The sequence below is a fragment of the Spirosoma sp. KNUC1025 genome, assembly GCF_045160025.1.
Classification (GTDB): Bacteria; Bacteroidota; Bacteroidia; order Cytophagales; family Spirosomataceae; genus Spirosoma.
Genome location: NZ_CP087139.1, coordinates 149,413 through 162,254, shown reverse-complemented (window position 1 = coordinate 162,254; position 12,842 = coordinate 149,413). Strand labels below are relative to the sequence as shown.

The 12,842-nt window shown below is 48.2% G+C and carries 10 protein-coding genes; 9 read left to right on the top strand and 1 reads right to left on the bottom strand.

Annotation, left to right across the window (positions count from 1 at the left end; genetic code table 11):
* Positions 1-111: 111 nt before the first annotated feature.
* Positions 112-1,440 (bottom strand): hypothetical protein, encoded by a 1,329-nt coding sequence (locus LN737_RS00705; protein ID WP_405515319.1) that lies wholly within the window; start codon positions 1,438-1,440, stop codon positions 112-114.
* Positions 1,441-2,196: 756 nt separating this feature from the next.
* Here LN737_RS00705 and LN737_RS00700 point away from each other — a divergent pair.
* From LN737_RS00700 to LN737_RS00660, 9 genes are all read left to right on the top strand, one after another.
* Positions 2,197-3,444, top strand: a complete 1,248-nt coding sequence (locus tag LN737_RS00700; RefSeq protein WP_405515317.1) for a site-specific integrase — start codon at positions 2,197-2,199, stop codon at positions 3,442-3,444.
* 21 nt (positions 3,445-3,465) lie between these two features.
* On the top strand, positions 3,466-4,539 hold the full coding sequence (locus LN737_RS00695; protein ID WP_405515316.1) for a hypothetical protein: 1,074 nt from the start codon (positions 3,466-3,468) through the stop codon (positions 4,537-4,539).
* A 103-nt stretch (positions 4,540-4,642) separates the two neighbouring features.
* On the top strand, positions 4,643-5,020 hold the full coding sequence (locus LN737_RS00690; protein WP_405515314.1) for a helix-turn-helix domain-containing protein: 378 nt from the start codon (positions 4,643-4,645) through the stop codon (positions 5,018-5,020).
* Positions 5,021-5,303: 283 nt separating this feature from the next.
* A complete protein-coding gene (locus LN737_RS00685) occupies positions 5,304-6,056 on the top strand; it encodes a hypothetical protein (RefSeq protein ID WP_405515312.1) in 753 nt (250 codons plus the stop codon).
* Positions 6,053-7,417, top strand: a complete 1,365-nt coding sequence (locus LN737_RS00680) for a replicative DNA helicase (RefSeq protein WP_405515310.1) — start codon at positions 6,053-6,055, stop codon at positions 7,415-7,417. The genes LN737_RS00685 and LN737_RS00680 overlap by 4 nt, the downstream gene beginning before the upstream one ends.
* 32 nt (positions 7,418-7,449) lie before the next feature.
* On the top strand, positions 7,450-8,253 hold the full coding sequence (locus tag LN737_RS00675; RefSeq protein ID WP_405515309.1) for a hypothetical protein: 804 nt from the start codon (positions 7,450-7,452) through the stop codon (positions 8,251-8,253).
* A 17-nt stretch (positions 8,254-8,270) separates the two neighbouring features.
* Positions 8,271-8,813 (top strand): terminase small subunit, encoded by a 543-nt coding sequence (locus LN737_RS00670; protein ID WP_405515307.1) that lies wholly within the window; start codon positions 8,271-8,273, stop codon positions 8,811-8,813.
* Positions 8,814-8,921: 108 nt separating this feature from the next.
* Positions 8,922-12,248 (top strand): phage tail tape measure protein, encoded by a 3,327-nt coding sequence (locus tag LN737_RS00665; protein ID WP_405515305.1) that lies wholly within the window; start codon positions 8,922-8,924, stop codon positions 12,246-12,248.
* A complete protein-coding gene (locus tag LN737_RS00660; protein WP_405515303.1) occupies positions 12,245-12,775 on the top strand; it encodes a hypothetical protein in 531 nt (176 codons plus the stop codon). The genes LN737_RS00665 and LN737_RS00660 overlap by 4 nt, the downstream gene beginning before the upstream one ends.
* Positions 12,776-12,842 lie beyond the last annotated feature (67 nt).

The window sequence follows — 12,842 nt, the reverse complement described above, 5'->3', positions numbered from 1 at the left end:
CGTGAATTTGTGGCTGTTGTATTCGTTGACGAATAATATAGTCCATACCGCAATTTAGCACCAGGGGCGACCGATTGGTCGCCCCTGGTGCTGTCAGTAGACCTACTGTTTCTAATTTTTAAGCACTTTGATGGTCTTGCTTTGAAGAGGGCTCATTACCTGCAACAGCAGAAGGCCCATTGGCACATGAGACACTTCCAGACCCTGTTTCTCAATTCGGGAAGCCTTTCCAACAATCCGTTCATTGATCAGTTTGCCACTCAGATCACGGAGTTGGAACGTCAGTGGTTGACCTTCTGCTCCGGTTACTTCCACAAGTACTTCAGAACCCAGCACGGGATTGCCAAGGACAACCACCTGAATTCCTTTCTCTGAGGTTGCCGCCAGGCGAGCTGAGCCCCCACAACTGCCCTGGCCAGAGCTACAGAAGGCCGCAAAATCACCACCGCCGGGCAGCGAAGGATTGCCACTCAAATCGACAACACGTCCACAAAATACACTCAGAGCCGGAGGCAGACATCCGCTCAACTGATTGTTGTTAAAATAGATGTATTGTAATTTGGTTAAGTTACTCAGGCTAGCGGGGATTGAGCCTGTAAGCTTGTTGTTGTTCAGATAGATCAGCAGCAGCTGGCTCAACTGGCTCAGACTGGCAGGAATGCTGCCGGTTAGCTGATTTTTTGCCACAGATAGCAGTTGGAGCTTGCTAAGCGATGAGAGCTCATTCGGAATTGAGCCTGTGAGCTTGTTATTATCCAGATACAGCACCTGAAGATTAGCTAATTGGCCAAGGCTGGCGGGGATTGAGCCTGTAAACTGATTATGACTTAGCGCCAGCTGTTTGATCTTGCCAAGGGCGGAAAGTTCACTGGGGATCGATCCTGTGAGCTTATTAAAGTCCACATCCAGGAGTAGCAGTTCGGGCAATCCTGACAAACTCGTAGGTAAGGTGCCAGTGAATTGGTTGTCGTTTAAATACAGCAGGCGTAGGTTTACCAACTGACCCAGATTCGCTGGAATAGTACCCATCAACTTGTTATTTCCCAGATTAAGTACCCACAACTTACTCAGTTGCGGCAGGGAGGTAGGTAAGGTGCCGCTAAGATTATTCGCACTCAAGTCGAGAGCAATAACCCGGTCATTTTCTGGATTACAGACAATCCCATACCAGTTGCAGGGCGAGTCACCACTCAACCAGTTGGTTTTATTGGTCCAGCCGGGACCATTGGTCGAATTGTAGAGATCAATTAACGACTGTAAATCAGGACTTGCAACGGTACTCGTTTGGCTAGGGGCTTTAGCCAGACTGACCTGAGCTAAGGTTAGCAGCAAAAATAACCAGCCAAAAATCTGCTTTAAAGCAGATGAACAGTGGCTCGTTGGCTTGGTGAAGCAGGCGCCATTAAGGCGATCATCATAGGTTTGTAGAGGAAAATTCATGTTATGAAGTTTTAATAATGAATAGGTAAAAATACCGTTACAAAACTGATAGAAATTGCCTAGTATTTCCTGATGAATATAGTTAAAATTCAATTAAAGATATGTTTTGTTTAATATATATGATAAATGTCTTATTTTTGTTCTATTTAAATAATTGAGTAGTAATACGTTGAAATATATTTTAATAATATTATCTATTGTTCATTTTATATATACTTAGAGAATAAAAAGTGTATAGTTTTTATGAAATGGTTATTGGGATAGTATTTATTAATAAATACTATATAGTAAGTAGAATAGATATTCATAAGTAGAAATTACACAATAAATATTGCCTGTAAACAATAGTAGGTATAGATGCGGATGAATTCGCTGATGAGTTGTGAGCAACGTATGGGCTGACGATTCTTTCCAAGCTGTACTGCTAGGCTGAAAAGGAAGTAAGAGGAGCCTTGCAGGTAAAATATAGGCAAATAAAAAGCCACTTACTACATTTCTGTATGTAAGTGGCTGGTTATCAAGTGCACTCGTAGGGATTCGAACCCCAAACCTCCTGATCCGTAGTCAGGTTTTCGGCCTATGGGCTATTTCGTACCGTTCACAAAAACCTCGTCGATTGCGTTTAATCGCATACAAAGGTATAAATCTTTTCGTCTTATTACTGGATATTACGGAAATATGTATGCAAATTTGTATGCAACTGTTTGGACCCCTGACTATTTTCTGTCGGCAATAGGAGGGGGGCAACTCCTTTTCATGAGTGCTACGGTAAACTTCTATTTTGATAAACGTAAGCAGAAAAAGGATGGTACCTATCCTGTCAAGCTACGTATCACCTACCAGCGTCAGCAGCGCTATTTCCCCACCGAAATCAGTTTGACCGACGCCCAGTGGGAGAAGGTCTGCAAACCTAAACCCCGTGAGGATTTTATTCGGGATACCAAAGCGCTGCTGGATTCAATTAGTAACCGCGCCGAGCGGGTAATCCGAAATCTGCCCGTTTTTAGCTTTGACGAGTTTGAGAATCGCTACGCAGGTACGATTGATACCAAGTCAGATAACGTCTTTAGCCTGTTTGAAAGCTACATCAAGCAGCTAACGGCCGAAGGCCGGGCAGGGACTGCGGATAGCTACCAATGTGCAAAAAATGCGCTTTTAGCGTACCATGGCCGCAAAACGCCGTTATCCTTCGATGATGTTACACCGCAGTGGCTACACGGTTTTGAGACGTGGATGCTTTCTAAGAAACGATCCATTACTTCGGTCGGTATCTACCTGCGTAGCCTGCGAACGATCTATAACCTGGCCATTGAGGAAGGACTAGCGGAACGTGACGTTTACCCCTTTACGAAGCGGCGCTACCAGATACCCACCGGGCGCAATGTCAAGAAGGCGCTGGTGCTGGCGGATATTGAAAAGATCTACCACTACCCAGCTGAACCCATGAGTGCTGAGGAACGGGCGCGTGATCTATGGCTATTCTCGTATCTGTGTAATGGTATGAATCCTAAAGATATCTGCCGATTAACGTACCAGCAGATCAGCGGTGCCCATATCCGGTTTGTAAGAGCCAAGACCGAACGTACCAAGCGGGAAGTAAAACCGATTACCATATCTATCACCGACGATATACAGCGCATCCTGGATAATTGGGGGGCAAAGCCTGCAACGCCGACATCCTATGTGTTCGGAGTGTTAACGCCGGGCTTATCGGCCGAACGCGAAATGGCAGTCATCAAGCAGTTTGTCAAAACGCTCAATAAATACATTCGTCAAATTGCCCAGACTGTTGGCATCGATAAAGATGTAACGACCTATACCGCCAGGCATTCGTTCAGTACCGTTCTCAAGCGATCCGGAGCACCCATTGAGTTCATTAGTGAGAGTTTGGGCCATCAGGATATCCGTACGACGGAGAGCTACCTGGATAGCTTTGAGGATGATGTAAAGCGGCAGTATGCCAGTGTATTGACAGGATTTAAAAACATACCCAAAGAACAATAGGTCTGCCAAACTTATAAAATTATGAATACGGTCGAAGCACAATGCAATCCACTAAAAACTAAACGTAGCCAATACATGGCCTATAAGCAAGATATAGATTTGTTGCCTGACTTCTCCTCAAAACTTCAATATTGGCGTGAGCAGCTAGATATGGGTAATAGCTATACAGAAGATGAACTGGCTTTTACTCGATGTCTCGATCTTAAAACGGATGAAGATTTACGTCAAATTCATAGGTATTGGATGGATTGGTATAGAATAGATTATGCTAACAGAGCTCATGCCGTAATGGCTAAACAAGTACATAACGAAAACGAGTATCGCATCGCTTTCTGTGTCAGGTTATTCGACAACCTTAAGGCAGAGTTAGAAATTGCCCTTTCTACAGCGATACGAAAAGTGGATGTTGTTCAAAATAGACTTACAAAAATAACCGATCAAATAAATGATGCTGGTTGGACAATCAATGGTGTATCAGCGCCTATTGCTCGTGAAATAAAAGAATTGCGGTATGCCTTTGAGGCAAATCAGCCAATCGACTTTAATTTCTTTGGTGAAAGTTACAAACTACGGAAAGCATGTAGACTTGCATCCATATGGGACATCATTCAATATGAAACATTCTTGAAAGATCAACTAGTAATTCTTAATGTAAGGGTGCAAAATACAGATGAATCAAAGTCTGAGCTAGTAGTGGCAGATCAAAGGAAAATACCTATTCATCTTCTAGAAGTCACTAAGACCCAAATTCTATTCATAAATCCTGGGACTCAAAAGGCTTTATATGGCGATCTTCTTGAATATGTCGATTGTAACGAAAAGGGTGAAGCGCCGGAATTAAGTGCCTTGATTTTTGAACAAAAAGCCCCAAGTAGACCAATAGTAGTAACTTGTTCTGTAGAAGCTTTTGGGGCAACATTTTATGAAACAAGAGCTGTGCCCGAGAATGGAGCTCCTATACTTAGTCAGCAACTCTCTAAATTGTTTGTCCGAAATGTTGGCAAACAAATAGTTCCTTTCAAACCCTCCTTTTTGGTTAAAAAACTTCGCGAATCAGGTCAAGCAGTTGCTGTAAAGAAAAACACCAAGAATTAGAATTTATTGAATGTCCGTACATGTCCGCGGACATCCATTGCCCTTGAAGTGAATATAGTTTCTTTCGTCCCTTTGCCATCGGCTTTCATAAACCAGCCGATGTATGACAGTTGACTTTCAAAAACTCCAAAATGAAGTAAGTGAGACCCGCCAACTGGTTCTCACCTTACTTGACCGGCTCAATTCTCCTGCTTCTAAAAAAGAGTATTCCGACGAACTGCTTACAGTAGGCCAAGCGGCTAATCTACTCAATCTGACTACGGCAACCGTATATGGTATGGTCTACGAGAAGCGAATCCCCTTCAGTAAACCTTCGGGGAGTGGCCGTCTTTATTTCGTACGCTCCGAACTCATTGAATGGGTCAAAAATGGCCGCAAGGCAACTTCTGACGAGTTAGACGAACAGGCACGTCAACAAATTTCCAGCCGGATTACCAGACGTAAACAATCCAAGGATCGCAAAGGAGGGCCAGTAGCATGACACTCCAGCAAATTACTTCCGCCGTTCGAGCGGTCCAAGGGGAAATCATTTCCTTAGGCCCCTCATCAATTGGTTATGTTGTCTGGGCCAGTATCCATGGTCATTCCTGCCGGATTGTAGCCCCTTCTCTTGGTAAATCTCCTAAAACCATGCCACCACTGATCGGTTGTCAAACCCATGTGGTTTCCGATGCCCAGAGCTTACAGAGCTGGCTCCAGTCACTTACTTATAAAACGGACACCTCAGGCTTGATTGTAGCCTAGTACTTTAACTTTCATACCCCATGATTGGCAGTGGCTATGAGCTGGTCAAAGCATTTTATGACGAGGTAGCTCAGAACGAAGCGATGCAGGTCGGCTGCAAACCCCATCACCAGAGTCTCTACACCTGGATCTGTGAGCTACGTAACCGGACCAAACGAGAAGTACTGGATTTGCCGGTTCTCTACACCATGCAGATGAGCTTTATCGGCTCCCAGCATACGCTGGCTAAAGCCATTGACGATCTGGCGGAATGGGGCATTATCGAAGTGATCATGCAGACAAAGGGACACGGTACTAAAGTCAAAATCGCAATTGCATTTATGCAAAAGCACTGCAATAGCGATGCAATTACGGAGAGTGATGCTATTGCAAAAATGCAAATGCAGTGCAATACCACTGCAATACAAGTGCAAACAACTAAAAGTAATAAAAGAGATAAAAGAAATAAACCCCCTCAATCCCCCAGGGGGGACGAGTTGGTCGATCCACTGGCGTTATTCAAATATCAATCCGATGGCTTCAAAACCACCTGGAGGGAATGGGAACAGTTCCGCCGGGAACAGAAAAAAAAGCTGACAGCCTCCTCCATTCAGAAACAGCTCAAACTGCTAGCCAGTCATTCCGAAGCCGAGGCCATCGCTATGCTTGAGCAAAGCATCCGTAACGGCTGGCAGGGTCTTTTTGAAATTAGTCCTGCCAGCCCTGCCCGTTCACCCATGCGTATCATTCCAGAGGCCGTCTCTCGTCCTACTTCACTGTCCGATATCCGATGATAACCCAACTAACATCCAGCCACCTGACCAACGTCGATGAAGAAGGCGAAGCCTGCGTACTGGGGTCAGTCATAGTCGAGAATGGCTTGGCTTCTACCCTGTTAACCATCCTACCCAAACCCAGTGCTTTCTACTTGAGAAAACACCAACTGATTTATGAGGCTATTGCCTGGATTTATGCTGAGGGGTTAGAAGTGGATATTTTTACAATAACCAACTACCTGCGTAGTCACAAGCTACTGGATGAAGTTTCGCTTTTCGAACTAACTGAAATTGCGGGCAAAGGAGTACCGGGAAACTTCGAGTACAAATGCCGCATTCTCTTCCAACTGGCTCTTCGTCGCTATCTGCATCTCTACGGAAGCAAGCTAGCCCGAACTTGCCTGGATACGTCGGTTGATCCGCTGTTGATGCTTAACCGCGTGCAGGATGATCTTAGCCAGATAATGGGTCAACTCGCCACGCAGCAAGAAACAGGTCCGGAAAATTATCTGGCTAAAGTACTTTCCGATCTGGAAGCTCGTCAACAGGGGCGAGCACCCGGTCTGACGACGGGGATACCACTACTCGATACCCGAACGGGAGGATTTGAGAAAGGTAATTTTGTGATCATCGCTGCCCGTCCCGCGACGGGTAAAAGTGCTTTTCTGCTGCACTGGCTGTTGCACCACCTACTGGAGCTCAAACAATCTGCTGGTCTGTTTACCCTGGAGATGAAAGGCCATGAAATCATGCGCCGGGCGCTGGCTCATCAGACGGGCTTTTCCAACTTTCAGCTTCAACAAGGCAAAAGCCTTGACATGAACCGGATTCATCAACACGTGGGCACGTTGGCTCAGATGCCACTGCACCTTCGTGACTCCTCGATTCAACTGCCTGAATTACTGTCTACGGCTCGGGAGTGGCACCGTCGATACGGAATTAGCCTATTAGCCGTCGACTACATCCAACTGGTGCGCGATAGCCGCTATCCTAAAGCCTACGACCGAGTTAGTGAAGTGTCCACTTCGCTAAAATCCCTGGCGCAGGATACGGGCATGGTGGTGGTAGGCTTGTCTCAACTAAGCCGGGAGTGCGAGAAGCGGCCGAAATGGGAGAAGCGGCCCGTACTGGGTGATCTGCGGGAAAGTGGCAATCTGGAGCAGGATGCCAACAACGTGCTGATGCTGTTTAGCCCCCACCGCAACAGCCTTAACTATGAAGATGGCTCGGCCACCGAAAGTACCCTGGAGATTCATGCCCTCAAGCTACGAAATGGCAAACCAACTCAGGCGGGGGCAGATCCGGGTGATAATGGCCCACTAGTCGTCCAGTACGACGCCCCCACCAACCGGTTTAACAACTATCAAGCTGATTTTTAACTGTAGATCATTTTTATAGCCAGTACGAAACAATGTTTTATTCCTCTCTGCGCAAAGCCATCGCTCACGCTTTTCCCGGCCGCTATCATTGGCATAGCTGGCGAAAACTCTTACCCGACTTTGTTGACCTAAAGCTGAACATTCTAACCATCAAATGGTCCAACTACCAACGGTTCAAAGACACCAATAGCCCGATCGAGGAGCCCAAGATGGAGCCTATCGTCGAACAAGCCACTGCACAACTCGCCAAATCACAGCGACTTTCCTACAAGTTTTTAGCACAACATTATTTTGTGCAACTGCATCAGATCGATTCTCTCACAGCTGAAGTCAAGCAGCTTAAAGAGCTTCACAAAACTTCACTTTCTAATCTGTTTTCCCGGCAAACCCCTAACGCCAAAGCAGATCCGCGATATACTCTTCTGCTCACCAGTATCCTGAACCAGCTGATGGGTACGACTAAAGTGGATTCACAACTCGATAATCAAACGATGCTGTCAGCCTTTATTGAAACTCAGTACGAAGCCTACCAACAGCAGCTAGCCGCCTACGAAGAAGAGTGGGCTGATTACGGAGATCCCACCCGAAGCCATAATCCACCCCAGCCACCGGATGAGCTCGTAGCAGCCGTGGTAATGCAGGCGCTGGAGAAAGGCCAACCCTACGAAGAACTAGCTTATCTGGTCTTTTCCCTGCAACAGGACATTAAAAACATGCAGCATGCCAATGACTTTCAATCCGAGCTGATAATGAAGTTTAAAAACGCCTCGCAGACCAATTACAAGGCCGCAAGGATGTATGAACAGGGCATAACCCTGGATAACCGCCGTAACTAATATTAACCCAAACGCTTATGGAATCAACTCCTTTAGATCCCTTGGAAGGATTAACTGCCCTGGAGCAGCAGTTTGTTATTCATTTCTGCCAATGCCGATCCGCTGCCAAAGCAGCCCGCCAGGCTGGCTATTCAACCAAATCCGCCAAGGAGATCGGCTATCAGACGATTAGCAAACCCCACATTGCCGCAGCGATCTCTTTATTGATGGAACATTATGGGATGAGCGCCGGCGAATGCATCGGCCGCATGAGTGCCTGGGCCCGGGGCAGCATGGAAAGCTTTCTGGATGAAAACGGCCGGCTGAGTTTAACCTCCGAAGAGGCCGTCGATAACTGGCATTTGATCAAAAAAATCCGCCAGCGCAAGATCGTCCGCCGGATGCCCGACGACACGGTTGAAGAAGAAACGCAGACCGAAATCGAGCTGCACGACGCCAAGGATGCCGTCGACAAGATGCTGCAGATCCACGGTCGCTACAAGCAGGTACCTGGGGATGCAGGGCAACCCAAGCAGTTGCAGTCCTATACGCTTCCCGATGGGACTGTCATCGTTTTTTAGTATCTTTCCTCTACGCTTTTACAGCGTATTTGGTCCGCTCAGCCGCATCGAGCATCTTGGCCCGCCCCGGTCGTAGAAGGGCACTTAATCACTAATCCATCTAGGACCATGGCTCAAACCATTGAAGCTAAATACAATCTGGATCTGGACGACTTCTTTGCCAAAATGGACAAAGTATCAAATACGCTGGGGATCGTCGAAGACACCCTTAAGCGGCAATCCCAGATCGATCCCTTTGGCAAAGCTGCCAGCCAGCATACCGAGTTCAACCGAACCCTGGGTCAACAGGTACAGATCTATCAGCGCGTACAAACAGCGGTGGTTTCACTCGAAAAAGAACAGGCCCGGCTGAAGCAAACCCTGGCTGATGTCAAAAAACGCCAGGATGAATTGACGGCTGTGGGTCAGTACAACGAGCTCAAAAAGCAGCTGGATCTGGTTGAAAAAGCGCTGGATCGCCTCAACAAGCCGCTGAAAGAAGCCGATTCGTGGTGGGACCGCCTGAGGGCCAAAATCGCCAGAGGGCTGTCGATTCCGGCTATCAAGCTGCCGACACCGGGTGGTTCTACAACGGGTAAGAAAGATAGTTTTCTGGGGCAGGCCGGCGAAGCGGCCCTGGATAAGTTGGGCGATGCGACTGGTTTGTCGCTCAGCGGGGGTACGTTAGCCGCTGGTGCAGCCGTTGCCGCGACGGCCGGCACGGTCATAAAAGGAACGAAAGAATGGGCAGCCTACGGCGAAAAGCTTTCGGAAGTGTCCGCCCTGACCGGGGCTACAGGCAAGAGTCTGGACTATCTGGATAGCCAGGCGCAGAAGATCGAACGCGATACGGGTATTGCGGGCACGACGGTGCTGGAAGCCTTTAAAAATATTGCCGGTATCAAACCTGAATTGCTGGAAAATAATGCAGCCCTGGCCCAGACGACTAAAGAAGTCATTACTCTGGCGCAGGCCTCCAAGTTGAGCCTGGAGGAGTCGGCTAAAGCCCTGCTGGGTAGTCTCTCCCAGTTTGAGGAAGGAGCCGATCAGGCAGCCCGGTTTTCAAACGTACTGGCTGCCGGCGCCAAACTGGGTAATAGTGAGATCAACGATACGGCCGAAGCGCTGAAAAATTCGGGTACCGCCATGAAAGCCGCGGGCCTTAGCTTTGAAGAGGGGAACGCTCTTTTGCAGACCCTGGCGGGTAAAATGATTAAGGGATCCGAAGCAGGGACCGCTTTACGAAATGTGTTATTGAAGCTGGAAACCGATTCGGATAAGAATTTGCGGCCGTCGATTGTCGGTCTGAATACGGCCCTGGACAATGCGGCCAAAAAATATGATACCACCTCAGAACAGGCCAAAGTCTTTGGGGCCGAAAACATCGTGGCGGCTAAGCAGGTGCTGGAAGGTCGTGATGCCATCGCCAAAATGACCGAAACGCTCACTGGTACACAAGTCGCCTACGAGCAGGCTCGTGCCAATACGGACAACCTGGCCACCGATCTCAGGAAAGCCGGCACGTCTATTGACGCATTCTTTCGTAACCTGGGCCAGAGCAATGACGGGTTCCTGCGGGGTATGGTACAGCGCTTTACCTCGTTTGTCAATGAGATCGGCTCAAAAACCTCGGTCTTTAAAACCTTTCTCAGCAGTTACGTCAATAATGAAGAGGATGGCTTAATCGGCGCCCTGTTTACCGCTGGCCGGGTGGCTAACAAACAGCGCCAGACCAACCTGGATGCCGCTCGGAAAGAAGCCCGGCAATCGGGTGTCGTGACGGCTACCAAACAATCCGTCGAGGATGATCTGAAAATTTTGACCGAGCTGAATAAAAAACGCGGGGAGGTCGAATCGAAAGCTGAGCGGGATGCGGCTGACACGGTCAAAAAGCAGCGTGATGCCATTTACCAGCAGGCCGTCGCTGATCATCAGCGGCTCCGGAAGGAGTTAGAGAAGGAAATCCAGCAGACAGGTAAGGACAGTGGTAAATTAAACGACGTCTTTAACAAATCCCGTGAAGCGTTACTGTCAGCCAGTACGGGTAAAAAACTGGCCGATGCCCAGGTAACCCGGTTAAAAAAGCTGGCCGATGAGCAGGCGGCTACCCTGGCTAAGCTCACCAATGAACCGATGACCGATGAGCAGAAGAAAGCTGGCAAGAAAGCCCAGGACATAGAAAACGAGACCAATCGCCTGCTGCTGGAAGCCCGTCAGGAGTACGCCAAAGAAGTCCAGAAGCTGGAGCTCGAATACGGTAAAGAACGGCTGGAACTACTTCAGAAAGATGGAACGGCCTACATCAATGCCCGGGCTGATCTGGATCAGAAGGAGTTGAAACTCCAGCGCGATGCCACCGAGAAGAAGCTGCAACTGGCTAAATCGAACAAGGTAATGGAGCTAAACGGCCGTCGGCAGGTGGTGGCTGATACGAGTATCACGCTGGCCAATTCGGCTTCCCAGATTGCCCAGATCTTTGCCGATCGCCAGCAGCAGATTGAAGACGAGCGCAACCGGCAGTTGCAACTCTCGCGTGTTCGGCAGGAATATCAGCTCCTGGAACTGGCCAAAAAATCCAATGCAAACGAACTGGCCATCTTCGATAAATACTGGGAGGAAAAGCTGTTAATCGAGCAGAAGAATTCGGCGGTCTATACGGCCATGATCAAAAAGCGGGATCGGGAACGTAATGCACTGGTAGTCGATCAGATCTTAAAGCAAACCCGGGATCAACAGGAAATCGAACTCGCCTTCACGAGCACCGATCCGTTTGGCCAGAACCTGCGGACGAACGATCCGTCGTTGAATGCCGAAGACATCATCGAAAAACGGCAACAGGCTCAGCTGGCCATCCGGATTAAGTTTGGCGAGGAAACCATTCGACTCCTAAAAGAGCAGGGGGAATCCGAGAATGCGGTCCTGATTACCCAGACCAAAGCGGCCGTCGACGAGCTCAAAAAACAGCAGGATGAACTGAAAACTAACTCACCAAAGTTTCATGATATCTACGATTTGCTGGGCATTACCGATGGAATGGATCAAACCCAGCTCGATGCGGTCCGGAAAGGCTTTTCTCAGATTGGCGATGCGATCACAGAGGTAACCAGTCTCATCGTTCAACAAAGCGAGGAGCGGATTGCAGCCATCGATCGGGAGATTCAGGCCAAACAGGAGCAGGTCGATATCGAATCGGAACGGAGTAAAGAAGGGTATGCCAACAACCTGTCGCTACGTCAGGCTGAGCTGAACGATTTAAAGCGCCAGAAAGCCGACGAGGAACAGGTGCGCCGGAAAGCACTGAAAGTGCAGCAGGCACTGGATACAGCCTCGACGATTTCGAATGCCGCCATGACCGTCAGCAATGGCATAACGTTCTTAACGCGTCTTGCCGCTGAAGAAATTAAGTTAGGCCCCATTGCTGGTCCGATTGCTTTTTTGGTACGCTGGCGGCTATGACAGCGGCCATCTTTGCCAGTGTGGCCAAGATTAAGGCACTAACCTCGGCAGGTACTCAGCTGCGCAAAGGGGGGCGGCTAAGGGGTGCTTCACACGAGTTCGGTGGCATCCGGGGCACGAGTGCTTTCGCGGATATAGAAGTGGAAGGTGGCGAGCATGTAACGAATGCCCAGGCCTCTGAGCGGTATGATAAGACGCTCACGGCATTGAACCAAAACAATGCGAACGAAGCAATCCGGGCTTTAATGAAAGAAGGAGGTATTGGTTTTCCTTCGCTGATCATTCAGCATATGAAAGAGCCTGGTTTTGGTAATCTATCTGTGGGAATGGATCTAAGTAGTTTAACTAGTGAGCTACGGGAACACAAGGAATTAACTCGATTAATGCTTAATCAGCTGAAGATTCAGGGTTCAAAAAAGCAGATCACAGCTATTGGATCAGGTATTATCATTGAACAAGAGGACGGGAGAACCAGCTATCGCGACTTGAAGGGAGAATTAAAACAGAAAGGGTTTAAGGTGGATTGAGTGAAATACAGCACTCTACCTACTTATAATAATTAGACAAAAGGCCGCGCACCAAACGCTACTCTTT